This window comes from Actinoplanes sp. NPDC051405 (assembly GCF_055586185.1).
On the sequence record NZ_JBVJIR010000001.1, the window covers coordinates 264,305 to 288,864 of the forward strand.

22 protein-coding genes are annotated in these 24,560 nt (G+C 70.0%); 6 read left to right on the plus strand and 16 right to left on the minus strand.

Features of this window, described 5'->3' with window-relative positions; all coding sequences use genetic code 11:
- Positions 1–48 precede the first annotated feature (48 nt).
- The gene (locus ACZ6S4_RS01225; protein WP_465472932.1) at positions 49–3,639 is read left to right on the plus strand and encodes a hypothetical protein; all 3,591 of its coding nucleotides are present in this window, start codon (positions 49–51) and stop codon (positions 3,637–3,639) included.
- Positions 3,640–3,679: 40 nt separating this feature from the next.
- Here the strand turns inward: ACZ6S4_RS01225 and ACZ6S4_RS01230 are convergent, their stop codons facing one another.
- The 3 genes from ACZ6S4_RS01230 to ACZ6S4_RS01240 form a co-directional block, all read right to left on the minus strand.
- On the minus strand, positions 3,680–4,015 hold the full coding sequence (locus ACZ6S4_RS01230) for a hypothetical protein (RefSeq protein ID WP_465472933.1): 336 nt from the start codon (positions 4,013–4,015) through the stop codon (positions 3,680–3,682).
- Positions 4,012–7,587, minus strand: coding sequence for a tetratricopeptide repeat protein (locus ACZ6S4_RS01235; protein WP_465472934.1), 3,576 nt, complete (start codon positions 7,585–7,587; stop codon positions 4,012–4,014). Before ACZ6S4_RS01235 ends, ACZ6S4_RS01230 begins: the two co-directional genes overlap by 4 nt.
- 733 nt (positions 7,588–8,320) lie before the next feature.
- Positions 8,321–8,617, minus strand: a complete 297-nt coding sequence (locus ACZ6S4_RS01240) for a ClpX C4-type zinc finger protein (RefSeq protein WP_465473482.1) — start codon at positions 8,615–8,617, stop codon at positions 8,321–8,323.
- On the opposite strand from ACZ6S4_RS01240, the gene ACZ6S4_RS01245 reads away from it, so the two are divergent.
- The gene (locus tag ACZ6S4_RS01245; protein ID WP_465472935.1) at positions 8,616–9,023 is read left to right on the plus strand and encodes a four-helix bundle copper-binding protein; all 408 of its coding nucleotides are present in this window, start codon (positions 8,616–8,618) and stop codon (positions 9,021–9,023) included. The genes ACZ6S4_RS01240 and ACZ6S4_RS01245 overlap by 2 nt on opposite strands.
- A gap of 23 nt (positions 9,024–9,046) precedes the next feature.
- Here the strand turns inward: ACZ6S4_RS01245 and ACZ6S4_RS01250 are convergent, their stop codons facing one another.
- Together ACZ6S4_RS01250 and ACZ6S4_RS01255 are read right to left on the minus strand one after the other, a co-directional pair.
- The gene (locus ACZ6S4_RS01250; RefSeq protein ID WP_465472936.1) at positions 9,047–9,811 is read right to left on the minus strand and encodes a GAF and ANTAR domain-containing protein; all 765 of its coding nucleotides are present in this window, start codon (positions 9,809–9,811) and stop codon (positions 9,047–9,049) included.
- Positions 9,812–9,887: 76 nt separating this feature from the next.
- Positions 9,888–10,379 carry a DUF892 family protein gene (locus tag ACZ6S4_RS01255; RefSeq protein ID WP_465472937.1) on the minus strand — a complete coding sequence of 164 codons (492 nt, stop codon included), beginning with the start codon at positions 10,377–10,379 and terminating at the stop codon, positions 9,888–9,890.
- Positions 10,380–10,485: 106 nt separating this feature from the next.
- On the opposite strand from ACZ6S4_RS01255, the gene ACZ6S4_RS01260 reads away from it, so the two are divergent.
- Positions 10,486–10,710: a preprotein translocase YidC gene (locus ACZ6S4_RS01260; RefSeq protein ID WP_465472938.1), complete on the plus strand. Its 225-nt coding sequence runs from the start codon at positions 10,486–10,488 to the stop codon at positions 10,708–10,710.
- A 156-nt stretch (positions 10,711–10,866) separates the two neighbouring features.
- Here ACZ6S4_RS01260 and ACZ6S4_RS01265 read toward each other — a convergent pair whose 3' ends face one another.
- From ACZ6S4_RS01265 to ACZ6S4_RS01280, 4 genes are all read right to left on the minus strand, one after another.
- The gene (locus tag ACZ6S4_RS01265) at positions 10,867–11,352 is read right to left on the minus strand and encodes a hypothetical protein (protein ID WP_465472939.1); all 486 of its coding nucleotides are present in this window, start codon (positions 11,350–11,352) and stop codon (positions 10,867–10,869) included.
- A 189-nt stretch (positions 11,353–11,541) separates the two neighbouring features.
- Positions 11,542–11,979, minus strand: coding sequence for a hypothetical protein (locus tag ACZ6S4_RS01270; RefSeq protein ID WP_465472940.1), 438 nt, complete (start codon positions 11,977–11,979; stop codon positions 11,542–11,544).
- A gap of 479 nt (positions 11,980–12,458) precedes the next feature.
- Positions 12,459–13,589, minus strand: a complete 1,131-nt coding sequence (locus ACZ6S4_RS01275; protein ID WP_465472941.1) for a hypothetical protein — start codon at positions 13,587–13,589, stop codon at positions 12,459–12,461.
- Complete coding sequence (locus ACZ6S4_RS01280) at positions 13,586–14,692, minus strand: helix-turn-helix domain-containing protein (protein ID WP_465472942.1); 1,107 nt, start codon at positions 14,690–14,692, stop codon at positions 13,586–13,588. The genes ACZ6S4_RS01275 and ACZ6S4_RS01280 overlap by 4 nt, the downstream gene beginning before the upstream one ends.
- A 401-nt stretch (positions 14,693–15,093) precedes the next feature.
- On the opposite strand from ACZ6S4_RS01280, the gene ACZ6S4_RS01285 reads away from it, so the two are divergent.
- The 3 genes from ACZ6S4_RS01285 (at position 15,094) to galE (ending at position 16,907) form a co-directional block, all read left to right on the plus strand.
- On the plus strand, positions 15,094–15,339 hold the full coding sequence (locus ACZ6S4_RS01285) for a hypothetical protein (RefSeq protein WP_465472943.1): 246 nt from the start codon (positions 15,094–15,096) through the stop codon (positions 15,337–15,339).
- A gap of 128 nt (positions 15,340–15,467) precedes the next feature.
- A complete protein-coding gene (locus ACZ6S4_RS01290; protein ID WP_465472944.1) occupies positions 15,468–15,944 on the plus strand; it encodes a GNAT family N-acetyltransferase in 477 nt (158 codons plus the stop codon).
- 9 nt (positions 15,945–15,953) lie between these two features.
- Positions 15,954–16,907: a UDP-glucose 4-epimerase GalE gene (gene galE / locus ACZ6S4_RS01295; protein WP_465472945.1), complete on the plus strand. Its 954-nt coding sequence runs from the start codon at positions 15,954–15,956 to the stop codon at positions 16,905–16,907.
- Between the two features lie 113 nt (positions 16,908–17,020).
- Here galE and ACZ6S4_RS01300 read toward each other — a convergent pair whose 3' ends face one another.
- The 7 genes from ACZ6S4_RS01300 to ACZ6S4_RS01330 are packed head-to-tail and all read right to left on the minus strand — an operon-like array spanning position 17,021 to position 24,541.
- Complete coding sequence (locus tag ACZ6S4_RS01300; protein ID WP_465472946.1) at positions 17,021–18,136, minus strand: MCE family protein; 1,116 nt, start codon at positions 18,134–18,136, stop codon at positions 17,021–17,023.
- Positions 18,136–19,455: an MCE family protein gene (locus ACZ6S4_RS01305; RefSeq protein WP_465472947.1), complete on the minus strand. Its 1,320-nt coding sequence runs from the start codon at positions 19,453–19,455 to the stop codon at positions 18,136–18,138. Before ACZ6S4_RS01305 ends, ACZ6S4_RS01300 begins: the two co-directional genes overlap by 1 nt.
- Positions 19,455–20,516, minus strand: coding sequence for an MCE family protein (locus tag ACZ6S4_RS01310; protein WP_465472948.1), 1,062 nt, complete (start codon positions 20,514–20,516; stop codon positions 19,455–19,457). Before ACZ6S4_RS01310 ends, ACZ6S4_RS01305 begins: the two co-directional genes overlap by 1 nt.
- The gene (locus tag ACZ6S4_RS01315) at positions 20,513–21,523 is read right to left on the minus strand and encodes an MCE family protein (protein ID WP_465472949.1); all 1,011 of its coding nucleotides are present in this window, start codon (positions 21,521–21,523) and stop codon (positions 20,513–20,515) included. The genes ACZ6S4_RS01310 and ACZ6S4_RS01315 overlap by 4 nt, the downstream gene beginning before the upstream one ends.
- On the minus strand, positions 21,520–22,542 hold the full coding sequence (locus tag ACZ6S4_RS01320) for an MCE family protein (protein ID WP_465472950.1): 1,023 nt from the start codon (positions 22,540–22,542) through the stop codon (positions 21,520–21,522). Before ACZ6S4_RS01320 ends, ACZ6S4_RS01315 begins: the two co-directional genes overlap by 4 nt.
- Positions 22,539–23,747 carry an MCE family protein gene (locus tag ACZ6S4_RS01325; RefSeq protein WP_465472951.1) on the minus strand — a complete coding sequence of 403 codons (1,209 nt, stop codon included), beginning with the start codon at positions 23,745–23,747 and terminating at the stop codon, positions 22,539–22,541. The genes ACZ6S4_RS01320 and ACZ6S4_RS01325 overlap by 4 nt, the downstream gene beginning before the upstream one ends.
- On the minus strand, positions 23,747–24,541 hold the full coding sequence (locus ACZ6S4_RS01330; protein ID WP_465472952.1) for an MlaE family ABC transporter permease: 795 nt from the start codon (positions 24,539–24,541) through the stop codon (positions 23,747–23,749). Before ACZ6S4_RS01330 ends, ACZ6S4_RS01325 begins: the two co-directional genes overlap by 1 nt.
- Positions 24,542–24,560: the final 19 nt, after the last annotated feature.

Genomic DNA, 24,560 nt, shown 5'->3' on the forward strand with positions numbered 1-24,560 from the left:
GACCGAACGGCTCCGACCGAAATCCGACGGACCCCCGTGGGAGGTACGTTGACACCGCCGGCCGGCGCCGCCACGGCGCCCCGCCCCGCAGCGGCGACCCGCGCCGCCCCGGTCTGGGCGATGCCGTTCGACCCGGCCCTCACGACCGGCCCGGAGGACACCCCGCCGGATGTCTTCGACCAGCTCACCGATCCGCCGGACCCGGATTCGGGCGGCTCCAGGCGGCGTGGCCTTCGGGTGCGGGGCACGCCCGGGGCGGAGCTGCCGCTCGCCGCGATGTTCGACGGCTGGCTGTCGGTGGTCCGCGGCCACGGCGTGGCGGCCGGCCAGGAGCAGGACGGCGGTGACGCGCCCGTGCTGCTGCTGACGCTGCGGAAACCGTCCCGTGAGCGGCCGACGGTGCTCAGCGCGAACTGGCCGGCGGCGGCCGAGGCGGGTCCACCGGCCTACGTGGTCTATGCCGGTGCCGATCCGGCGGCGGCCGAGGAGGCGTTGACCACCCTGGTCGTGGACGGTTTCGCGGACCGGGCGACGGTCGTGCGGCAGACGCTCTTCGGGCCGCGGCAGGTGCCATTGGAGGCGGAACTGCGCAGGCTGTTCCGGGCCGAGGCAGGCGGCGACCCGGCGGCCAAGACTCCCGAGGAGCGACGGGCGTGGGCCGCGGCCCGGTTCCCGGCGCTGCGGGACCAGCTCACCTACGGCGTCTGGGTGGGTGCGGGCGCGACCGTCGGGCGGGTGCCGGCACAGGCCGGCGAGGCAGCCCGCGCGGAGATCCTGGTTCTGGACGCGTTCGGCGTACCCATGGATGTGCGGGGTTGTCTCGGCCGCCTCGCGGCCTTGCGGAAGGTGCCGGGTCCGACGGCGATCCCCGAGGACCGGAAGGCGGCGCTGGGCATCGGCGAGCCGCCGCCGCTGCTCGCGGCGGACGCCGACGGCAACGTCCGGCTTCCGGCAGACGGTGGTACGGCGGCGTTACGGCACGCTCATCCCGCCTTTCGACCCGAGCGAGTGGCACGGCCGCCGAAGACCCTGGTCCTCACCCCCCTGCCGATCGCCCCGTTGTCCGAGGAACCGGCCGCGGCGGTCGTGCCGGGCTGGACGATCACTCGTGCCCCGACGGCCGGGCCGGGTGGACTGCTGGCCGAGGCGGTGCGCTGTTTCACGCACCCGGCCGGGTCGGTGAAGCGGTGGCCGTCGCTGGCGCAGCGCACGTCCGGCCCGGAGTTGGAGGCGCTGCGCACCCACTTGCACGACCGGTCGGCCGGACTGCTGAAGCGGCTGGTCGCGACGGTCGCCCAGCCGTCCTCGGTGCTGCGCGCGTTCAACCCGCGGGAGTTCGCCCAAGCTCGCCGGCGGGTGCCCGAGCATCTGCGCGGCCGGTTCGCAGTCGACGCGCTGCTGATGCGGCAGTGGCGGAACCCGGCGGCGAACGCCCGCCCGGAACGGCTGCCGGTGCGCCGGCTGGAGGAGCTCGCGGCGGCCCTCGACGCGCTGCGCGGGAGCACCACGCGGGCCGCGGTGGAGCAGGCGCTGGCCGATGCGTTCGGCCCGGACATCATCAATCCCTGGGGAGGTTCGGGTGCCGTGTCCCGTCCCGGCCGAGCCCCCACCGACGACGGCTACGGTGCTCTCGCGCTGAGCGTCGGGCTCACCGAAAAAATATACGAGGAACTGGCCACCGCACCGTTCGGGGACGCGCACCGGGCCAAGACGGTCCTCCGCGGACCGATCGCCGCCACCGTCGCGGGCGGACCGGACTTCCGCCTCCACCTGCGGGTCGCCGAACAGGCCGACACGTTGCTGCGGGAGATCCTGCCACCGGACCCGCTGCCGGCCGGCTGGCAGGCACTGTTCCACGCGCTGGACGCGGTCGAGGGCCGTTTCCTGGCCGCCTGTCGGGCGCAGGGCCCGCGGGCCGCCGCGGTGGGCCTGCCGTGGGGGGTGGCGCTCGCCGCGGTGCTGCGCGCCTATCTGGTCGAGTTGGCCGGGCGGATGCTGATGGTGGCGCTGCCGGTCGACGCCGCCTATCAGCGGATCGACGGCTATCTCGGGGTGGCGCTGATGGAGGCGGTCACCGGCCGCCGGGCGCCGAGCACGTCGGGTTCAGACGGCTACCTGACCTCTGACCCTGATGCCGAGATCCTGCGGGTGATCTCCGGCTGGTCGGTGAACGGCTTCGTGGCGGCGTGGCCGGAGACCACAGAGCCACACGCGGGCGTCGCCGCCCGCCTGCGGGAGATGACGGCGGCCCCGTTCCCGCTGGTCGACGAGACACGCAACGAAGGCCCGCCGATCGGTGCGGTCGGCCTCGAGGATCTGCGGCGGCGCCTCAGGCTCTTCCCCGAATTCGGTGTGCCGGGGCTGAGGGTCGGCAATCCGGCGTTGTTCCTGCACACCCGGTTGAGCGCACAGGCCCGGCTGTTCGTCGAGGCGCAGATCGTGCAGATCGCGATCGCCGAGATGGGCCTCTCCCCCACCGTCGTGGTCAGCCAGGTCGGCAACGCCCGCCGGCCGGTCGATGCCGGCGCAGCGGGGCGGCTGGTCGCGCCCCCGGCCATGCTCGCCAAACTGCCGGCGGACACCGACGGCATCATCGTGGGTGCCAGTTCCTACGCCTGGGGCGGTCACCACCCGCCGCACGCCACCCACCGGGACGGGGAGACGTTCGACATCTCTTTCGGCCCGGACAGCCTGCCCTGGGGTGCCGCCGACGACGACACGAAGAAACTGCTCACGCCGCTCACGAAGATCGACAAACGGTTCACCGAGTTGCAGCGCACCGCCCTCGGCCCGGCGAAGGGCACCGGTGCCGTACCCGGTCCGATGATCTTCCGGGGTCTTGTCCGGTCGTTGTTCGACACCGAGTTCGCCAAGGTGCGGACATTCCTGGACGGCGACGTGACCAGCGTCGCGGAGAGTGCCGCCTTCGACAACGCTGAGCGGGTCATGGGCGGCACGCCGCATTTCTTCTTCTCCCGCAGCGCCCAGCAGGTACAGGTCTCGATGGTCGCCGCGCTGCTGGCCGGCCCGTCGCGGATCATCTCCGGATCGCCGATCGCCCATCTACGGGCGGTCCGCGCGGTCCGGAAAGGGCTCGACGGCGCCGACCGGCAGCTGCGTGAGCAGGTGTCGATCATGCTGCGTGACGCCGATCCGGTCTTCATGGCGCACAACCACTACCACCACCTGCACGTCGAGTACGCGGAGGCCAGATCCCGCGATCCGGCCGACGACGCCGCCCGTTTCGCCCGGGACGTCGACACGTGGATCGCTCTCGGCATCGACCTGCGGCAGTTACTCGTCCACTTCGAGGGCCTGCCACTCAAGACCGGCGACCCCCTTCACATACCCGCATCGACCGAACGGGACCTGCTGGTGGCGGTGCTGCGGGACCGCGCCGACCAGCTGGCCCCGACCGAGCAGGCACGCCGGCGGCTGTGGACGGTTCTGGCCCAGCTCTCGTCCGACGGGCCACTGGTCGAGCCGGCGCAGGCGGCCAGGCTGTCCACCGAACTCCAGCAGGCGGCGGGCACGACCGGGATCGCGATCGATCCCCTGCTGCGCGGCCGGCATCAGGGGCAGAGCATCCCGTTCGAGGTCCATGAGCACGAGAGCGATGAGGCCGAACCACCCCGGTGAGTACCCGCAGCCGGCGACGCTTGCGAACGCCTGACCGCGATCAGGACGTCGGGCTCTCCTTCGTGATCTCGTCGGCCACGGTGTCGATCACCTCGTCGGCAGCGCCCCCGTCGCCGTCCGCGGCCAGCTCATGGCGGATGCTGCGGGCCAGCATCTCGGCGGAGGGCTGCCGCCGGTTCCGCTGACCTGTGTAGATGGTGTAGCCCAACGTCGCGATGCTGACAATGAGCGAGGCGATGTCGACTGCGTCGCTGTACCGGTCGGGCCGAGCCGACCGCAATGCGGCATCCACCTGAGCGGGCAGCGCCGGCCGGGCCGGCGCGGACAGGCGGACGGCCACGGCGCGCGCCACGGTTTCGGCCGAGTTCGGTGTCACTTGCACTCCTCCAGGTCGTACGGGATCGGGGACTCGGTGATGCGTAGCCAGGCCTCCTCGACGGCGGCCCGGCCGAGTTTCCGGGACAGACGGGCCAAGTCCTCGATGCCGTTGTCGGCGAGGTGTTCGAAGGTTCGCAGCTCAGAGACGCAGCGGACGCAGTGGTCCAACGCGGCCCCCAGGTCCCCGCGCGCCTCGGCGACCCGCGCCCACACACCGTGCGAGCGGGCCATTCCCGCCCGATCGCCGGCTTCCTCCTTGAGCACGTATGAGCGGCGGCAGCACTCGTCGGCCTCGTCGATCCCACCCTGCTTCAGCGCGAGCAGCGCGAGCTGATGGTGGGTGCTGGCCTGCGCGTGCCGGTAGCCAAGCCTGTCCTTCAACGCCAGCGCATGCTCGTACCAGCTGCGCGCCGCCTCCAGGTCACCGGCGGAGTCCTTGGCGACGCCGAGCTCGTGATAGGTGTCGACCATGCCAGGCAGGTCCCCGATCCGCTGCCGCACGGCGAGGCACTCCCGGAACGAGCGTTCTGCGTCGTCCCATCGGCGGAGGTCACTAGCGATCATGCCGAGCTTGTGCAGAGCCACGGCCTGCCAATGCTCCTCACCGAGCTCCACGGCGGTGCGGGCGGCCTTGAGGCAGAACTCCGCAGCCTCCGCCAGTCTGCCCTGTTCCCGCAGCACGTCGGTGAGCTGGACCCAGCTGATGATGAGGTTCGGCTTGTCCTCGGCCGCTGTCTTGGCCGTCGCGGCCTCCCGGTAGAGGCGCTCGGCCTCAGCGAGCCGACCTTGCTGGTGATACAGAAGCCCGAGCTGGTGGCGCGATGCCGCCGCGCTGGAGGCTCCCCCGCGCTGCTCGCTGAGGGCGATCGCCCGCAGCTGCCACCTCTCGGCTTCGGCATGCTGGTGTTCGGTGATGGCGGCCCACCCGAGCCCATGACAGGCGATCGCAAGCCATTCCGCCGCCTGCTCCATGTCCTGCCGGTTCTCGGTGAGGGACACCACCTTCGAGAGAATCTCGCGGGCGGCGCCGGTCCGTCCCTTCGACGTCAGGCGATGGGCGTAGCCGGTAACGAACGTAAACCACACATGGGCGCGGGGATCGTCCGGCGGGGGCGGCGAGCCGTCCGGCGATTCGACGGCCAGCCGTACGCGGTCGGCCCATATGTCAGCCTCGGCGTCGAACCGCCGGTGATCCCAATAGTCGGTGAGCGCTCGCCCGATCGCGTTCGCCTCGTCCCAGAACCCGCCGTCCAGAGCACGCCCGAGTAGGTGGGTCAGGGTGGCACTCTCCCACCGCAACGTGTTGTAGGCTCCGGCCGCGTCGCCACCCTGAATGTCGACGGAGCAGTGCTCGGCGAACCGGGCGTACGTCCACAGGATCGCCTTGCCGGCCGCCGCCTGTTCAGAGGCGTAGCGGTCCGGGTCGTTCCCGCGCCACTGGGCGGCAAGGTACGCCGGCAACGTGGGGTGCACGCGGAAGAGTCCGCGCTTGACCCGGGTGAGCAGGCCGACGTCGGCGGCCGTGTCGAGAACCTTCTGCCACGCCCGCTCGTCAACACCGCGGAACCGGTCGGGTGGCTCCGGCCGGCTGGAGAACACCTTCAGGATGGCGGGGTTCACCACGCCATGGAACATCGTGACGGCGGCCAGCAGGCGGCGGACATTGGATGAGAGATGCCGCAGGGAGTAGGTGATGCTGGCCGGAAGCGAGTTGAGGCGGTCGCCCTCCTCCTCCCCGGCCTCCCCCGCGGGGAACGGCGTGGTGCCGCGCAGCCCAGCCAGCAGCGTGGCCGCATCGGTGGTGGCCAGGTGCGGCAGGGCGAGCCGCATGCTCAGCGGATGCCCGTCCAGCCAGGACAGCAGCTCGGCGAATGAGCGGTCCCGCCGGCGGCGGGCGGCAGCCGGGAAGCGTCGGAGCACGGCGGTGGCGTACTCGACGGTCTCTTCCGGAGTGAGCCCGCCCAGGGTGACCCGGTGGACGCCGGACAGCCAAAGCTCCGGACTACGGCTGGTGATCAGCACCAGGCTCGCCGCGCGGGAGGTGCGCAACGCCCCGAGGAACTCCTCGATCTCCGGCATGGGCTTGTCCGCCGGCATCGACGCGACAGACTCGAAGTTGTCGAGGATCAGCAGGCAACGGTGCCGCCCGAAATGGTCGACGATCAGCGCCCGGCGGTCGGCGGCATTCTGCGCCGGGAAAGCCGGCCCGAAAACCACCAGGCCAATTCCGTCGAGTACGGCCCACAGGTCGCGCGGCCCGCGTTCGAAGGAATGCCAGAACACCCACTCGGGCCGCTCCACTCCCTCGGTGTCGCGCCACCAGCGGCCGAACGCCTTCGCCATCTCCGTCTTGCCGGTGCCACCCGGCCCGTGCAGCACGATCACGCGATCGACGCGGGCGGCGATCTCGAGGTCGTGGATGACACCGTCGCGGCCGACGAACTCCTCGGCGGGCGCGAGGGGGTCGTTGTGGTCAGGAAGGGGGGTGGCGCGCAGCCGGTCCAACGCAGCGTCCATGGCAGAGCGCGACGGGACCGAAGCGGAGACGAGGTCAGGAAATCGGACCTCGCCGCGCAGATAGTGCACCGGGACCAGCCAGTCCTCCAGCGACAGATCGCCGACAGGACTGGGCCGGTGCGGCCGGGCGGCCATCCGAGCGCGGCCGGCGAGGGTGGCCTCGCTGACGCTGTCACCGGCGAACAACCGCTCGTAGAAGGCGGTCACAAACTCGGCGGCGGCCATCGTGTAGACCCGGTATGCCATCGCGACGACGGCCGCGACGCCGTCGTCGAGAAGTCGGGTGGCGACGGCCGCCTCCAGTTCGCGGCCGACGGCACCGGACTCGCACGCGTTCAGCACGACGACCGGGACCTTCGCCCGTGCCAGCACCCGCCCGAGCCGCTCGGCCGAGACCGGGTCGGGGCCGCCATCGGGTTTCTCGAACAACAGCGATCCGCCGTCGGAGTCGGAGCTGGTGCCGTGCCCGTCGAAGTGCACGACCTGGAACGGCCGATCGGCGCGAAGGGCTTCGTCCAGGGCGTCCAGCGTGGGAGGTCGCAGGACCACGAGATCAACCTTGCCGCGTACGGCAGTGAGCCGGTCGAGCAGCGGCCGGGCGATGTTTCGGTAGGCGACGTCGGAGTTCCCGGCGGGTCGCGAGATCACCATGAGCACGCGCAGCCGGTCGCCTCCGACCGCCACCGCGGTGTCGTAGTCAGGCCGGGGCAGGCTGCGGCTGAGGGCAACGCCGTCGAGGACGAGCGGTTCGGGCCGGTCCGGGTCGGCCATCAGCTCCCACGGCAATGCGAGCCAGCCAGGCGCCAGCGAGCGCAGCACGATCTCCAGGCTGCCCCGGGCGCGGGCACGCAGGTATGCGTCCCGCGCCGGCCCGGCGCCGAACAGCTCCTGGAACAGCGACTCGCCCCAGCCGCGGAGGAGGGTCGCGATGGCGGCACCCCGGTCCTCCCACGTGGCCATCGGAACATCGAGATAGTCCTCGAGGTACCAGCGCAGATCCTCCAGCTCGGACTTGTCCAGCGAGCTGGTGAGCTGGACCGGTTCGCCGATCATCTGGGGCAACATGCCACGCGGGCACATCGCCATGGTCGCGCGGCCGTCCGGGGCCACATCGACGAGAAGTCGATCCACCGAGGCCATTCCCCTCCGCCGTCCTGCTCCGAGTTCGGAGATGTTACGGCCCCAGGAAGCGCCGCGGGAACCCCGTTCAGCCTTTTGGATGGGCACGGCCGGGGCCGAGACCAGGGACAAGATCAGGCCGTCGATTCAGCTGTCCACCTGCCTGACCACCGGATCAGCCGACGCGACCAGCGCCCGGGAGCTGACACCGGCGAAGCCGCTTTACCCACGTCGGCCATGCCGACCGGCCGTATCGCGAAAAGCGCCGGGCCGAAGCCGAGGATCAGGGCTCCGATCGGGAAGGCAACGGACGAGCCGACCTGTACGCCGGATATCCGTTCACTGAGTCGTCAAAAGGCGTCGCGAGGTGCGTGATGTCGTCACGTCAGTGCGGTGGCGCAGACCGGTGGAAACGCTCCCGAATCGCGACAGCTTCCCCCGCACCGCGCCCACTGGGCGGTGTTCCACAACCCGGCACCCCGCGACACGTCGATCGCTTCGTCAACCGCAAGCCCAAGACGTCCAACGAGGCTTCGCGCCACACCGCCGCGGCGGCGGGGCAGGTCGTTGCGTTGAGGGCCGCACCGGGATCGGGACCGGGTCGCGGCCGGCTGCGATGGCCGTGGTGGTGAACTGCTGGCTCTTCGATGCCAAGAAGTCCTCGCCGTCAGGTCATGGCACGGGCAGTGGCGTTCTCGACGGCGCATCTGGCGCAGATGGTCACGCCGGGGCGATGGACCAAAGGCCGGGCGGAGGTGTCAGCGGCGCCGCAGAACGAGCAGGCCGGGTGCCGGGCCTGCCGGCGGCGGCCGAGCCGGCGGGGTCGGTGCGGACGGAGCCTGAGGTGGCAGGCGAGTTCCATCTTGACCGCGGCGATGTCGGTCAGCACCCGGCGAGCCCGTGAGCCCCCACCGCACGCAGACCGAGTGCATGGACAGCCGGGCCGAGGGTAGCCGAGCCGCATGACCGCGACCGCGATGCCGATGCTCAACGCCTACCCCCAGTCGATCAACCTGGACCGGACCAAGCTCGCCGCCTCTGTCGAGGCGCTGACCGCATGCAGCCTGGCGTGCACCGCCTGCGCCGACGCCTGTCTGGGCGAGGACATGGTCGGCGCGCTGACCAAGTGCATCCGCACCAACCTCGACTGTGCCGACATCTGCGCGACGACGGCCCGCGTGCTGTCACGGCACACCGGCTACGACGCACACATCAGCCGGACCCTGCTTGAGGCATGCATCGTCGCCTGCCGTTCCTGCGGTGACGAGTGCGCGAACCACGCCGACATGCACGAACACTGTCGCATCTGCGCCGAGACCTGCCTGGCCTGCGAGCAGGTCTGCCGTGATCTGCTCGTCTCGATGAGCTGACAGACAGTGATGACTGGAGAGGTTCAGCGCCCCGGTGACCGCATGAAATCTCCGAGCTGGTGGGAAGAGAGCTCATCGGTAGATCGGTGTACGGCACTGGCAACCAGTGCCGCGGCGAAGTCGTGGAGCCCGCGATGGGAGTACTCCGCGAGTTTCGTCAGGATGGCGGACGCCTCGTCCGCGGTGCAGTGGCGCTCGGCCATGACGATGCCCTTGGCCTGCTCGATCACGGCGCGCCTGTCCGTCGCCGTGTGAGTGTGGCCGACAGGTGTGGTGGGGCCGTCATACAGGTGCGCGTTGGCCATCGCGATCGTCGCGTACCCGGCGAAGGTCTCGGCCAGGATGACGGCGTCGTCGTCGAAGACCAGGGGCTTACGGGCGTACACGTTGAGGGCGCCGCTCACGGACTCGCGCAGCGGCAGTCCGATGGACACCGAGCTGTACACCCCGGCATCGATGGCGCGCTCCGCCCAGGCCGGCCATCGGCTCTCCCCCGCCATGTCGGGCACTCGTACCGTGATGTTGGCCGCGGCCGCGGCCAGACACGGGCCGTGGCCCTGCTGGTACTGCCATTCGTCGACGGCCACGGCCGGGTGCCCGGTGTACGCGGCGGTGTGCGCGCCGCCGGCGCCGACGAGAGTGATCGACACGTCGTCCGCGCCCGGGATGCTGCGCCGCGCCAGGTCGGCCACCTTGGTCAAGGCCGTGGCGACGTCCGTCTCCCTGAAGTTGATCCGCCCGAGTTCGGCGAACGCGTCGGTGGGCTTGATGGGTTGCGGGTCTGTCATGGAAGGCGTCCTTCCGACACGCCGCCGCACCGGGGTTAGGTGCGGGGCTGAAGCTCGGGTCACTGCAGGACCACGTTCATTCCGGTCCGGGACGCGCCGCTTCTTGACGCTGACTCGCCGACGCGAGGCGCCGACCGCAGACGGGTCCGGGTACCCGCTGCGGTGTCGGCGAAACCGGCTGTCCGGCCCGGGGCGCGCCACGGAACCGGCAAGGGTCGGCACGGGAGAAGGTCTGAGGCCACGGGAACGAAGCAGGGGCTCCATGGCCGGCAGCGACGCTCGTCCGGAACGAGTTCAGGGACTGCCGGAACATGTCGAGCTCGTGCCGGATGCCCTCCAAGGCCGGGCAGCTCAGCGGCTGCGGCTGAGCCTCGAACAGTGAGAACACCTGCTCCTGGGCCCGGAGCTGCGCGCGGGTCTCTTCGGCGTGACCGGTGAGCACGGTACGCGCCCGCTCGTCGACGACCTCGCCGGCGCCCTGCTCGAGGATCTGCAGGGCGGTGCGCTCGCCGGCATACGCCCGCGACAGGTCGAACAGGAAGGTGTCCTCGGGGCTCTGCACGGTCATCGGGTGCTCCTTCGGCCGGGAAGGTTGGAACGCCCGGCTACCCCGCTGGTGCGTACCGTAACGAGGCGCTGCGCATGAAGCGCTGTCGCACGGGTACGCGCACGCCATGACGACAAATCAAGGGAATCGCAACGGCGAACTGCCCATCGACACGGCCGTCAAGCAGGAGGACGGTGCCCCGCTCACCCAGGTCGAGACCGATCGCCGGCCGGCCGGCATGCCGGAGAGCGACATCGTCACCGAACCGGACGGCTCGGGTACGGCCGGCGGCGCCTCGGGAGGCAGCGGTGGCGGCTCCAGCATGCCGGGCCATCCTGACGCCGCCCGCTGATGAACAGCAAGGAGTGGCCAAGAGCATCAACCCGGAGGCACGCGGACGAGTGCCCGCGCTGCGACCCGTGAGCCCCGGCCGAACGGTCCGCGCCGCGAAGGACGACAACTGAGATCAGATACCGCCGTTCGGACCGGCGCTGCGCGACGGCTACCTCTACGGCCGCGGCGCCTCCGACGCCAAGGGCGAGGTCATGGCCGACTCCGGCCGGCACAGCACGGTGATTCGATACGACAGGCCGACGTTGGACCAGATCTGGCCCCGCAGCGTGAGGCAGATGCCGACCCGGTCGTCGTGCTCAGGGTGCTCGAAGAATTCCGCCCGCGGGTCCGCGATCGCGCCGACCAGACCTTGCGTGCCCTGCGTGGTGCCAGGCACTTGGAGCAGGCCGACGACAACCTGCACCTCGGCGTCGTCGAGCTCGAGGACGGAGTACCAGTGGGTGTCCGGCAGAAACAGTTGCGAGTCGACAGCGCGCCGCTGGTAACGCGGTCCCATCATTCCGGATGCCGGGTCGGGGATGTCGCCGATCCAGGCCGTCCCGGCGAAGTCGGTGCGCAGCCGCAGAGCGTCGGAGGGAAACGCCGTCACGAGCGTGTCGAGGCGAGGCTGGGCGGCGAGGTACACGGGTGCGTCGGTCACGATCGCACTCTAATCCGGGTCCGAATCCTGGTTTCTGCCGCGTGTCGGCCCCTACAGCACTGCGCCGTAGACTCGCGACTTTCCTGTCGTCATGGCAGGGAGGAGGTTGTCGATCTCGCAAGCATGATGAGCCCCTGAAATCCGAAACAATGTCTGCCAACCGTCCCGGTGGCAGTCGCCTGGAACCGCTCAGGCGTACGTCTTCTCGTAAGAGCTGCAGAAGACCTCCCTGTTCGTGCCCGACTCGTAGGTGCACGCCCTGATCCAGAGACTGGAACCCTCGAGAAAGTTCTTGTTGCATCGCCCTCCGGTGTCCTTGCCGTGGGTCTGAATGCAGTAACCCTCCCGGTAGAGCGAGCCGTCCCGATAGTTGAGCCAGTGCAGGGCGACCGAGTGTCCGTCAGACTTGCCGTCCGACGCGTAGAGGATGTCTCCGGCCGCCGCAAAGCAGCCCGTGCCGGGATTGAAATCGTGGTCCTCCACATACACACAGGCAGTGGGGTTGGTGATGGAGCCCGTCGCGGGGGCGTAGTCACGCTCGATCGCCGGCGCCGCGGAGGCCGGGATCGTGGTGGCCAGCACCATGGCAAGACCGATACCGACGGCTGACAGGGCTTTGCGGATCATTCGTTGCACACTCCACACCAGAGGGAGCCACAGTATGCACGAGGACTCCAAGCCAGAGCCGTCATAGCCGGTGAGACCGGCTTCGCAGTGCAGTCACGTGTTCGGCATGCCGACGACCTCACACTGAGCCGGAACGGTCGCATGGTCAGTCGTTGCGTGGGTAGCCGGTCGGCATCGACGTCGAACGGAGGACATCGCGCAATTGGTGATTGTGACGGCGGCTGACCCGGACTCGCTCTGCTGGCCGGCGTCGAATTGACAAGGCAACAATTTTCTACCCGTTGATTGCCTTGAACTCGATCAGGCGAATCAGCGCAGCGGGCCGGTCGGCTTCACGGGCAAGATTGTGGTCGAGTCGATGGCCTCCATCGCGTCTTGCCTTCAGCTGATCGTGAGGCGCAGGCGGGTGAGTCATTGGCCGCGGTGCCGGCCGGGTGCCACCCCGGCCCGGTGCGCCGCCGCCGGGCTGTCCCGGCGGGTCAGTCGGTGCGCACCGCCAGGTGCGAGAGCCCGAGCTCGGAGAGCGCCTTGTCCACGTCGTCGACCGGCGAGAAGTCCTGCAGGAACGTCTGCCACGAGGTGACGTCGTGGCGCCATGCGTCGACGAACGCGTCGCACAGCCACGGGTTGATGGTGGCGCTGCGGCCCAGCGCGGCCCGCAGGGCGGCCTTGATCGGCTCGCGCCGCCGCTCGTCGGCCACCTGGTCGTCCACCCGGCCGAGCACGTGATCGAGGAACTGGCGCCGCCGGAACAGGAAGTCGCCCCAGAACGACGCGTCCGAGAACTCCAGCCCGAACCCCGAGTCGAGCAGCCAGAACAGCCCCTCGGCCAGGGTGTCGCCGAACTCCTCGCCGGCCGCGCGCCGGCTGCTGGCGAACGGGTCGTAGGTGCGCTGCACCATCGTCCCGGAGACCGCCGCCCGGAACGGCACCCCGCCGCCGAGCAGGAAGAACCAGTCCTCGTTGTAGATGTTCGGGAAGAACGACCGGGTCCGGCTCGGGTCGACGATCATCGCGCCGCCGCCGATGAAGGTGCGCTGCTGCCCACCGACCGCCCGGTACGCGTGGCAGACCACCGAGTTGTCCTCGTACCCGTTGTTGCGCAGGCCGACCGCCCGGAAGCCGGCGTCGAGGTGGGCCGCCGCGCCCGGCACATCGGCCGCCCGGACACCGACGATGTCGTCGTCGAGGAACAGCACCCGCTGCCAGCCGAGCAGTCGGCCGAGCAGCAGGCCGAGGTTGCGCTTGAGGCTGAGGTCGCTGGCGTGTACGAAGTTGGTGCGGGCCAGCACCTCGTCGCTGCGCAGGCGGGGCATCAGCGGCGGCAGGTCGTGCAGGTCGACGGCCAGCACCTCGGCCCCGAGCGCGGCGCCGAGGTCGACGGCCTGACGCGCCTGCGCCGGTCCGCTGCACAACGCCACCAGCAAGCAGCCGAGATCGCGCGCCAGGATGAGCGCGTCGCTGAGCACGTGCGGATGCCGGAAGGTGGGCACCACTATTGCGTCGATCCCCCGGTCGGGCGTGTCGCATGGTGGCAGGAACGACAGCAACTGTTCGTGCGACCCGTGGTGGAACTGCGAGACGTCGACGCGATCGACAGCACGGGTCATTCGCTCTTCTCCGGCCAGGCGTGGAGCACTGAAAGAGGAGTGTTCCAGTCGGGCGTCACCACGACTCGTTCGTCGATCACCGGCACCCGGAACAGGATGCTGTACGAGTCGTGCCCGCCGAAGTGGCCGTCGATGTAGTCCGCGTTCTTGTCGCGGAGCTCCTTGTCGGTGAGGGCCCGGACAGCGCCCAGGACCCCGCGGCCGAACATCCCGTTGCACAGCGTAACGGTCCGCTCGGGGTTGTAGGGGTTCGGACCACGGAAGAAGTACCCGACGTCCTCCACGAGGGTCTTCCTGCCGTCGACGTCCTCGATCACCGGAGCGAACGCCTTGGTCTGGTCGCCGACGACCTGGAAGCACCCCCGGTACATGGGGTCGTTCTCGGACACCTGGTTGACCGGCGCCTCGATCCGCCGCATGACGTCGCGCGACGCCGCGTTCCAGTCCACACCGCCGAGAACGACGAGGTGACCGGTGAAGTCGTCCCGGCGCAGGTTTCCGACACTTCGCCACTCGACTCGCAGGTCGGGGTTGACGGCGCGGATATGCCCGTGCAATTCGAGCAAAGCATCGGCGTCGGTGATGCGAGACAGCTCGGAGTGGTCGGGGTCGCGCGCATTGCTGTGTGGTATGGCGTCGAGCTCCTTGCGAGGTCGCTCGGGGCAGACGATGACCACCGGCTTCTCGGTGTCCTCGGCCGGGAAGTGCCACGGGCCCTTGCCGACCAGGCTCGACGACTCCGCGGGCCAGTGCAGCGCCGGCGGTTCGCTGCCGGAGAGGGCGGCGGTGCGCAGGCGGGTCAGCCGGGCCAGCAGTTCGTCGCGCTGGACGATCTCGTCGGCGGTGAGATCTCGTTCGGCGATCAGCCGGTAGGGACGGCCCTCCACCGACCGGGTGGTGCCGAAGAAGCCGGCGTACTCGGCGATGCGCTCGACGGGCGGGACGACCGGGTTGTCCGGTCGCTCCCACGACGAAATGAGCGCCGTACTGCATTCGAGCGCCTGCGCCAGCTGCCCCTGCGTGATCTTCCGACCAAGCCCGGAGAGTCGCAGGCCGCGCAGCGTGGAGGCCAGCGTGCCAGCCGGATCTTCAGTTCGCTGCACCGCCGCCCCTCCCAAACTTCAGCTGCGGACTGGAAAGTTATACCGCCGCGACAGCGTGAAGTCGAGTGCCAATCAGTGTCAGGACGCGCACACAGTGAGCGATGTGCATTTGATGCCAGCCAAGACATCAGCCGTCGATATACCTGAGCTGAAAGTCTAGCCTTACCTCAAGTCCAGAAGCCCGAACAGCTGAACTTCTAGCTGAAATCTCGGGAGGTGGTCATGCCGTACCCGTGGACCAGGCCGTTCACCCGCTCACCGACTGACGCCGGCGTCGTCGAGAGTTCCGCGGAACCGTCCAGCGCGTGCAGTGCCGCGCAAAGTGAAGCACCCCCGGTTGCAGCCGAGAGTGCTTCGAGCAGGCGCTTTCTCTCACAGGCCTACCTGAAGGGCACCTACCCATGCCTACCCTAGACCGTTTCGACGCCGTCCACCTGGCGACCGTCACGACGACAACCAGCGCCGGCAACAACCAGATCCTGTTCGTGCTGGCCGCCGTCGGCCTGTTGATGCTCACCGCCCGCCTCATGTGGCGGTCGGTCGGCCCGGTCATCGAGATCATCAAGGCCGCCCTCTTCGCGGTGATGAGCTTTCTGCTGATCGCCGTCGTGGTCGTTCTCCTGCTCTACACGGTCGTCACCCGATGACCGCCGGGTACGCGGCTGTCCGGCTGCGATCGACAGCCGCGTACCGCCCGGGGAGTATCGATGCGGGTGCCCGCCGGCGACGGCGGGCGTGGGGGAGGCGGGCACTGTTGGACAACGTACGAATAGAGGTGGCGACCGAACACGACGTCCAGCGCTTCGTCACGGTGCCGGAGGACCGGGAATTCTTCCTCGCCCGGTTGCGCCGCGGCGGCCGGCGACGCGGGCAGGTGTTCATCGCCTTCGCCGGCGACCGTCCCGTCGGTTACGTGTATCTGCGGCTGGAATCGGCCGAGGAGCTCAAACTGCGGCTGCTCCTCACCGGCACGCCGTTGATCGAGCGGCTGCGGGTCGTACCGGAATTCCGCCAAATGGGCGTCGGCCGCCTGCTGGTCGCCCGCGCCGAGGAGAGCGCCCGGCTCGATCGCCGCCGGCGGATCGCCCTCGGCGTGGACGAGAGCCGGCCCGATCCGATCACGTTCTATCTGCGCCTGGGATACACGGAATGGAGCCACGGACGGGTACGGACCTTCAAAGAGGCGGGCCGTGGGAGGGAAATCGAGTATTGCCGCGTGTTCGTTAAAAAACTGGGTCCGCCGGATCAGTAAGTTACCCCGGTGACCTGGATCGTGACCGGCGGAGCCGGCTACATCGGCGCCCACATCGTGCGCCGGATGTGCGGCCTCGGCCGGGACGTCGTCGTCTTCGACGATCTGTCCACCGGGCGGGCCGACCGGCTGCCGGCCGGCGCCGAACTGGTCCGCGGCTCGATCACGGACGCCGGCGACCTGGCCCGGCTCTTCGCCGGCCGCCGGATCGCGGGCGTCATCCACCTCGCCGCGCTCAAGTCGGTCGCGGAGTCGGTCGCCGATCCGATCCGGTACCAGCGACACAACGTCGGCGGGCTGCAACAGCTGCTCGACGCCATGCACGCCGCTTGCGTACGGCGGATCCTCTTCTCGTCCTCGGCCGCCGTCTACGGCCGCCCCGACCGCACCGAGGTCGACGAGGCGACGCCGGCCGTGCCGACCAGCCCGTACGGCAGCACCAAACTCGACGGCGAGCGGCTGATCGCCCGGGCCGACGTCCGCTCGCTGGTGCTGCGGCAGTTCAACGTCATCGGCGCGGGCACCCATCCGGCGGCCGCCGACACCCGGGCGACCAACCTGCTGCCCGCGGCGTTCCGGGCGCTCGGCCCGGACAGCGTGCCGGTGGAGATCCACGGCACGAGCTACCCGACCCGCGACGGCACGGCCGAGCGCGACTACGTGCACATCGACGACGTGGTGGCAGCGTACCTGCTGGGCGTGCAGTACCTGACGGCCGACGGCGACGAGCCGCAGTTGATCGTCAACGTGGGCACCGGCCGCGGGCACACCGTTCGGGAGGTGCTGGACGCGGTGGGCACGGCGGCCGGGCGGCCGGTGCGGACCAGGGACGCGGACCGCCGGCCCGGCGACGTGCCCGCCATCCGGGCGTCGACCGAGCGGGCGGCGACCCGGCTGCACTGGAAGGCCGAGCGCGACTTCGACGAGGCGGTCCGGTCGGCCTGGCGGGCTACGAGCCGCTGACCAGCGGCCACGCGCCGCAACAAGGCACTCGGGCCACCATCACGCGGCTGCGGAAGACCGCCACAGGTGAAAGAACAAGCTTGAGGGCACGCCAGCGGATGGTCGCCCGGCGCTTATCCCTTCCCCCGCGGCGCGTTCGCCGAGCCGCGCACGCCGACGCCGGTGCTGGGCGGCAGCGAGCAGTACGCCGCGGTGTTCAGCTTGGGGGCGGGCGTCGTGTCGAGCCCGTTGCGGTACGTCGTTGCGCCGTACCCACTGACGCATGGCGGCGGCTTGAAGAACGTGGTGACCAGCCCCATGTCGATACCGTCCGCGGTGATGGCCGTCGATCCGGCCGCCGCCACGGCCGGCAGCGTCACCAGGGCCTGCTCCAGCCCGTCGCGGCGGACCAGCGCGATGTCCGAGGTGGTGAGCAGATTGCTCAGCAGCACGCCGAGGCCCGGATCGGTGTCGTTCAGCATCCCGCTCACCTGGTCGGCGGCCGCGGGGGCGGCGAGAATAAGGCGCCGCAGGTCCGGGTCGGAGCTGTCCAGTTGGGTGGCGAGCAGGTTCAGGTCATGACTGAACGAGCGCAGCGCATCGCTCGACTCCTGCTGCGTCCGGAGCACCACCTGACCATTTTCGAGGAGCTGAGTCGTGGGACCGATGTTGTCCGACGCGGCCCGGGTCAGGTCCCCGGCGGTGTCCAGCAGGATCTGCAGGTTTCCGCCCTGGCCGGCCAGTGCCCGGTCCAGCTCGTCCACCACCGTGCGCAGGTCGTCCTTGGGTACCGAGGCGGCCAGGCCCGCCGCCGAGGTCAGCATCGTGGTGACCGGCAGCGGAAGCCGGGTGTCGGCGCGCTCGATGCGCGCTCCGGCGGCCAGGTACGGTCCGCCGTCGCTCTTCGGGCGCAGGTCGACGTACTGTTCTCCCACCGCCGACCGGTTGGCCACCACGGCCTGCACCGCGGCCGGGACGCGCGGCGCGGAATCATCGATCTTGAGGTCGGTCTCGATGCCGTCGGCGGTCAGCCGCATGGCGCCGACGCGTCCGACCGTCACCCCCCGGTAGGTCACCTCGGCATTGGTGAAAATGCCGCCGGACTCGCCCAGTTCGAGGCGGACCACGTAGTAGCCGCTGTGGCCGACATAGCGGCCCAGGTCGGCATAGCGCAGCCCGATGAAGCCGACCACGAGCACACCGAGGATGGCGAAAAGGACGATCTTGAGCTTCGCGCCGAGCGTGAGCATCAGCCGGCACCTCCTGCGGATGGTTCCGACGAGGCCGAAGGTGTCGAGGGCTCGGGCGTCGAGGCACTGGGTGGCGAGGAACTGGCCGGCGGCGATTCCGGTGCGGACGCCGAGGGCGGGGCTGCCTGCGAGGGTGGGCCGATCTGCGAAGGTGAGGTCGCCGTCGAGGGCGTGGTCCCCCACGGCGGAGTCGAACTGACGATGGGCAGCGGGAGTGGTGGAGCGCTGGCTCCGGGTGTGCTCGGCGTGGTCGAGGCCGGCGGGTGGCGGCCCTGAACCTTCTGCGCTGCGGCGGCGATCGCGTCGCCGGGCGTCAGCGGCGGGATCACGGTCGTGCCGGGCGCAGCGACCAGCGACAGATACACGTTGAGGTAGTCACCCTTGATCGTGTCGAGGGTGGCGTCGGTGAACGGGTAGGTCAACAAGATCTGCAGCGCCTGCGGCAGGGCCTGCCCGGCGTTGCTGAGCTGCCGCAGCGCCGGGTCCAGCAACTTCAGGTCGGCCACGAGGTCGGCCTGGCTCCGCTCGATGGTGTCGACCGCCGTGTGGGACAGGGAGTCGAGCGACTGCAGCATCGCGACGAGCTCACCGCGCTGCTGTTCCAGCACCCGCAACCCTGGGGCGAGGTCGTCCAGAATGGCGCCGATCTGCTGGTCTCGCTGGGCCAGCGCGCCCGCGAAGCGGTTGAGGGCGTCGATCGCGGCGGTGATGTCCGCTCGGTTGTCGTCCAGACTGGACATGAGCGTGTCGATGTTCTTCAGCAGCGCCTTGATCTCCGGCTCGTTGCCGTCCAGCGCGTTGTTCAGCTCCACGGTGATGGTGCGCAGCTGGGCGATGCCGCCGCCGTTCAGGAGCATGGAGAGGGCGCCGAGGACCTCCTCCACCTCCGGGTTGCGGTTCGTCCGGGCCAGCGGAATCTCGGCGCCGTCGCTCAGCGTCCCGGCGCCGGAGCCGTCGGCGGGTGCGGCCAGCTGAATGTACTTCTCGCCCAGCAGGCTGGACTGGTGCAGGCGGGCCACGGCGTTGGCCGGCAGGCGGACAGATCCGTTGACTTCCATGGTGACCCGCGCGGTCCAGCTCCCGCCGGGCAGCTCGACCTTCGCCACCCGTCCGACCGGCACGTTGTTCACCCGTACCGCCGCATGGGACACCAGGTCGAGGACATCGGCGAAGTCGGCGACGACCCGGTACGGGTGCGGGCCGAGATCGGCGCCGCCGGGCAGCGGCAGGTCGGAAGCGCCGGAGAAGGCGCCCGGGCCGCAGCCGAAGAGCAGTAGTACCACGGCGGGCAGGACGAGCAAGCGGGGCCGACGACTCATCAGCGGCCTCCCGGGGCGCCTTGGACGGTGCCCACCGGGGGCAGGGGCAGGGCGGGCGCCGTCGTGGACGGCACCGCTACGGGTGGCTGGTCCGGACCGAGCTCTCTCAGGTTCCCCCTTCCCTCGAAGGACCCGGTGGCCGGGTTGTAGGCGCCGAGCACGTTGGTGAGCGCCAGCGGCGCCACGTCCAGTGCCTCTTCGAGCGAGGTGCGCTGCCGGAGCAGGGTGTCGGTGATCGAGGCCAGCTTGTCGACATTCGATGTGATCCGGCCGCGGTTGTCCCGGATGAAGTCGCGCACCTGGAGCAGGGCGGTGGCGAGTTCACGGAGCGCAGCGGCGAGTTCCTGCCGGTCGTCGGCGAGGAAGCCGGCCACGTCGCGCAGCTGGGTTTCCGCCTTGCGTACCTGGCCGTCGTTGTCCCTGAGCATGGCCGTGAAGCGCTCGAGGTTGGCGATGGTGTCGAACAGGTCCCCCTGAGAACCCGAAAGCGTACGGGTGGCCTTGCCGAGGTCGGCGATGCTGCTTCCCAGAGCTCTACCGTTGCCGTCCAGGTTGGCGGCGCCTGTCTCCAGGAGATCGGACAGGGCGCCGGCGCGGTTCGCGCCGCTCGGTCCCAGCGCCGTGGCCAGCCGGTTGAGACTCTCGTAGAGCTGGTCGAGCTCGACCGGCGTCGCGGTGCGCTCGACCGGTATCTCGTCGCCGTCGGCCATCTTCGCACCGCCGGTGTAGGCCGGGCTGAGCTGGACGTACCGGTCGCTGACGATGCTGGGCGCGACAACCGCGGCCAGCGCGCCGGCCGGCACCTCGACATCGCGGTCGATCGTGATCCCCACCCGTACCCGCGTGCCCTGCGGACTGACCGAGGCGATGGTGCCGACCGGTACGCCGAGCACCCGCACGTCCGAGCCGGCGTACACGCCGACCGCCTCGCCGAAGTACGCGACGATGTGCTTGGTGCCGAAGTCGCGCATCACGAGCCAGGCCAGCGAGCCGGTGAAGACGACCAGCACCGCGAGACCAGCGGCGAGGATACGACCCGCCCGGTACGACGTCGGACTCATCGCGTGCTCCCTGTCCTCGGCGGCACACATCCGCTCGACGGCGCGGTGCCGGCCGGCAGGTACGAGTCGGGCACGAGGCCGCACAGGTACGCGTCGAACCAGCGACCGTTGCCGATGGCGTTGCCCACCATCCGGTAGTACGGGCCGGCCAGGGCGAGTGCCCGGGTGAGGTTGTCCTGGTTGCGCTGCAACACGTCGGTGACCCGGTCCAGAGCCGCCAGCGCCGGGCCCAGGGTCGCGGTGTTGTCGGCGACCAGCCCGGAGATCTGCACGGCCAGTTGCTCAGTGCCGGTCAGCAGCGCGCCGATCGCGTCGCGCCGCCGCTGGACCTCGGCCAGCAGCAGGTTGCCGTCGGCCAGCAGCGCCTGGAACCGCGCGTTGTCGTCGGCCAGTCGCCCCGTGATCTGCCTGGTCGCCGTCAGCAGCTGGGCCAGTTGCGTGTCGCGGGAGGAGATGGTGCGCGAGAGGTCGGACAGTCCCCGCAGCGCCCCCTTCACCGAATCGGGCGTGTTGCGGAAGGTCTGCGCCGTCGTGTCGAAGCTGCGGGCCAGCGCGTCCGTGTCGATCTGGCTGACGGTGTCCGACAGCTGCCCGAACGCCTCGGTGACGTCGAACGGCGAGGTCGTCCGGCTGATCGGGATGGTGGTCCGCGGGTTCTGCGACGCTCCGCCGAGCGGATCGAGAGCGAGCACCTTGTCGCCGAGCAGGGTCTTGATCCGGATGGCCACGGTGCTGGTGTCGCCGACCCAGGTGTCCTTGACCCGGAAGTCGACCCGCACTACGCCGCCGTGCAGCGCCACGCGCGTAACGGTGCCCACCTTCACTCCGGCGACCCGCACTTCGTTGCCTGTGCGCAGTCCGGCCGCCTCGGTGAAGTCGGCGGTGTAGGTGGTGCCGCCTCCGATGATCGGGAGGTTGTCGGCGTTGAACGCGAGCAGCGCGAGCGCGGCGGCCAGGACGAGGCCGAGTACGCCGGCGAGGACGGGATGGCGGCTGGGGCGGCTCATCGGCACCTCGCCTCGGTCACCGGGAGCCCGGTCGGCGGCGGACTGCCGTCCGAGGTGGAGACCCCGCTGACCGTCGCTGAGCAGAGATAGAAGTTGAGCCACGAGCCGTACGAGGCGGTCCGGCCGATGTTCTCCATCTTCACCGGCAGGCGCTGAAGGAACGTGTCCAGCTCGGAGCCCTCCGACAGGGTGGCCGAGACCTTGCCGAGCGACACGATGTCCTGGCGCAGCGGCTCCCGTCCGCTCCGGAGCAGGCCGGCCGTGGTGGTGGTCAGATCCCCGATCGCGTCGATCGCCTGGCCGATGGGTTTCCGGTCCTGGGCCAGCCCGGAGACCAGCTCCTGGAGGGTGCTGATCAGTGTGGAGAGCTTGTCGCCGCGTGCGTTGACGGTCTTCAGGACCGCGTTGAGGTTGTCGATGACCGTGCCGATCACCTCGTCCTTGGCGGCCAGGGTGGAGGTCAGTGACGCCGTGTGGGCCAGCAGACTGTCGACGGTGGTGTCTTCTCCCTGCAGGACCTGGACGACTTCGTTGGCCAACTGGTTGACGTCCTCGGGGGCCAGCGCCTGGAACAGCGGTTGGAAGCCGTTGAACAGCGCGGTGAGGTCCAGCGCCGGCGTGGTGCGCCCGAGCGGGATGGTCTGGCCGGGCGCCAGGATCTGACCGACGGGGCCCACGCCCTGGGCCAGCGTGATGTAGCGCTGCCCGACCAGGTTGCGGTACTTGATGGTGGCGGTCACCGAGGCCGGCAGGGTACGCGCGGCGTCGACGGTGAACCGCACCTCGGCCACCCGGCGGTCGACGACCCGGATGCCGGTCACCTGGCCGACCCGTACCCCGGCGATGCGGATGTCATCGCCGTCGGACAGGCCGGTCACATCGGTGAACTGGGCGCGGTAGGTCAGGATCTCGCCGACGCTGGTGTTGGCGATGCTCAGACCGAGAACGGCCGTGGTGATCACGGTGACGACGGCGAACACGGTGCCCTTGAGTGCCGGGCCGGCGATGCTTTTCGTCATGGTGTCAGCGTCACCTCCTTGCCGCGGAAGACCGGGCCGACCAGCAGGCTGCTCCAGGGTGGCAGCGACCGCGGTGCGACGCCGAGCGAGGCGGCCATCAGTTCGTTGAGGTACGCGCTCTCTTGCGGGGCGTTGGCCAGGCTGTCCGGGCGGGACATGGTCGGCGTGTACGGCGTGGGATAGCAGGCGGGTCCGCTCTTGTCCTGGTAAGCGGGGTCGTCCTTCCCGGGCCGGTACGCCCCACGCGACGGGGTGACGTGCAGCCTCACGTGCAGTCCCGGCTCCGGCGTGCCCTTCCCCAGAGCCTTGTCCATGTCAGACACCGTGTCGGAGAGCTGCTGCAGGACACACGGAAACTCCGGCGCGTACTTGGCCAGCACGGCCAACGTCGGCCGGCTGTCGGCGGACAGCCGGATGACGGTGTCCCGGTTGTCCGCCAGGAACGAGTTCAGGTCACCTCCGGCCGAGGTCACCGAGGCGAAGAGCGTGCGGAGATTGTTCTGCTGCTCGACCAGGGTCCGGCTGGTGACGCTCAGGTGGGTCAGCGCATCAGTCAGGTCGGGTGCCGCGTCCGCGTAGCTGTTCATCACCTCCACCAGCCGGCTGATGTTCTCGTTCAGCCGTGGCAGCGACGGTTCCAGCTCCGTCAGGTAGGCGTTGAGGTCACGCAGCGTCGTGCCGAGCTGGGCGCCACGGCCGTCCAGCGCCTGGGCGACGGCGGTGAGCGTCACGGACAACTTGTGCGGCTGCACCGCCTGCAACAGGGGCAGCAGGTCCGCGAGGACCCGCTCCAGCTCGATCGCGTTGGCCGAGCGGTCCTGCGGGATGACCGCGTGCTCGGCCAGCCGGGCCGGACCGGGCCGGCTGGGCAGGACCAGGGCGACGTATCGCTCGCCGAACAGTGTGGTCGGCAGCAGTTGGGCCGAGACGCCGGCCGGCAGCAGCGGGAACTGGTCGGGCCGCAACGCCAGCTCCAGCCGGGCGCCGTCGCCGGTCGACGTGATCCGGCGGACCTCGCCCACCACGACGCCGCGCGCCTTCACCTCGGCACGGGGGTGCATGTTGTTGCCGGCGCTGGTGGTCTCCACGAAGACCGTGGCCGCGGGGGTGAACCGCCCCTGATAGCGGGCGACGACAAGCCACACCAGCAGCACGATGACCGCGAGGAACGCGAACCCGGCCAGGCGGCGGCTCAGCATGATCATCAGCCGGTCACCTTCACCGTCGTGGTGGCTCCCCAGATCGCCAGGCTGAGGAAGAAGTCGGTCAGGCTGATCAGCACGATGGCATTGCGGACGGCGCGACCCACGGCAACTCCCACGCCGGCCGGGCCACCGCTCGCCCGGTAGCCGTAGTAGCAGTGGGTCAGGATCACCAGCACGCTGAAGACGAGCACCTTGCCGATCGACCACAGGACGTCCCGCGGCGGCAGGAACAGCGCGAAGTAGTGGTCGTAGGTGCCGGCGGACTGCCCGTTGAACAGGATGGTCGTCCACCGGGAGGCGGCATACGAGCTGATCAGACCCATGCCGTACAGCGGGATGATGGCGATGAACCCGGCCAGCATCCGGGTGGTGACCAGGTAGGGCAGGCTGGGGATACCCATCACCTCCAGCGCGTCCACCTCTTCGGAGATGCGCATCGCCCCGAGCTGGGCGGTGAAGCCGGCGCCGACCGTGGCGGACAGGGCCAGGCCGGCCACCAGGGGCGCGATCTCCCGGGTGTTGAAGTACGCCGAGATGAAGCCGGTGAAGGCAGAGGTGCCGATCTGATCCATCGCGGCGTACCCCTGAAGTCCGACGACGGTGCCCGTGAACATGGTCATCGCGACCATCACGCCGACCGTGCCGCCGATCACGCCCAGACCGCCACTGCCGAAGGCGACCTCGGCCAGTAGACGCAGGATCTCCTTCGAATACCGGAACAGCGCGCGAGGCACCCACAGCGCGACCCGCACGTAGAAGACGAGCGAGTCGCCCAAGGTGTCCACAGGGGACATGACGCGGTCCGCCAACGAC

Excerpts from the sequence above, each read along its gene's own strand:
- ACZ6S4_RS01235 (WP_465472934.1), bottom strand. The coding sequence starts at position 7,587 with ATGATCGGCGAACCGGTCCAGCTCACCAGCTCGCTGGACAAGTCCGAG.
- ACZ6S4_RS01245 (WP_465472935.1), top strand. The coding sequence starts at position 8,616 with ATGACCGCGACCGCGATGCCGATGCTCAACGCCTACCCCCAGTCGATC.
- ACZ6S4_RS01240 (WP_465473482.1), bottom strand. The coding sequence starts at position 8,617 with ATGCGGCTCGGCTACCCTCGGCCCGGCTGTCCATGCACTCGGTCTGCG.
- ACZ6S4_RS01250 (WP_465472936.1), bottom strand. The coding sequence starts at position 9,811 with ATGACAGACCCGCAACCCATCAAGCCCACCGACGCGTTCGCCGAACTC.
- ACZ6S4_RS01255 (WP_465472937.1), bottom strand. The coding sequence starts at position 10,379 with ATGACCGTGCAGAGCCCCGAGGACACCTTCCTGTTCGACCTGTCGCGG.
- ACZ6S4_RS01260 (WP_465472938.1), top strand. The coding sequence starts at position 10,486 with ATGACGACAAATCAAGGGAATCGCAACGGCGAACTGCCCATCGACACG.
- ACZ6S4_RS01270 (WP_465472940.1), bottom strand. The coding sequence starts at position 11,979 with ATGATCCGCAAAGCCCTGTCAGCCGTCGGTATCGGTCTTGCCATGGTG.
- ACZ6S4_RS01275 (WP_465472941.1), bottom strand. The coding sequence starts at position 13,589 with ATGACCCGTGCTGTCGATCGCGTCGACGTCTCGCAGTTCCACCACGGG.
- ACZ6S4_RS01285 (WP_465472943.1), top strand. The coding sequence starts at position 15,094 with ATGCCTACCCTAGACCGTTTCGACGCCGTCCACCTGGCGACCGTCACG.
- ACZ6S4_RS01300 (WP_465472946.1), bottom strand. The coding sequence starts at position 18,136 with ATGCTCACGCTCGGCGCGAAGCTCAAGATCGTCCTTTTCGCCATCCTC.
- ACZ6S4_RS01305 (WP_465472947.1), bottom strand. The coding sequence starts at position 19,455 with ATGAGTCGTCGGCCCCGCTTGCTCGTCCTGCCCGCCGTGGTACTACTG.
- ACZ6S4_RS01310 (WP_465472948.1), bottom strand. The coding sequence starts at position 20,516 with ATGAGTCCGACGTCGTACCGGGCGGGTCGTATCCTCGCCGCTGGTCTC.
- ACZ6S4_RS01315 (WP_465472949.1), bottom strand. The coding sequence starts at position 21,523 with ATGAGCCGCCCCAGCCGCCATCCCGTCCTCGCCGGCGTACTCGGCCTC.
- ACZ6S4_RS01320 (WP_465472950.1), bottom strand. The coding sequence starts at position 22,542 with ATGACGAAAAGCATCGCCGGCCCGGCACTCAAGGGCACCGTGTTCGCC.
- ACZ6S4_RS01325 (WP_465472951.1), bottom strand. The coding sequence starts at position 23,747 with ATGATCATGCTGAGCCGCCGCCTGGCCGGGTTCGCGTTCCTCGCGGTC.
- ACZ6S4_RS01330 (WP_465472952.1), bottom strand. The coding sequence starts at position 24,541 with ATGTCCCCTGTGGACACCTTGGGCGACTCGCTCGTCTTCTACGTGCGG.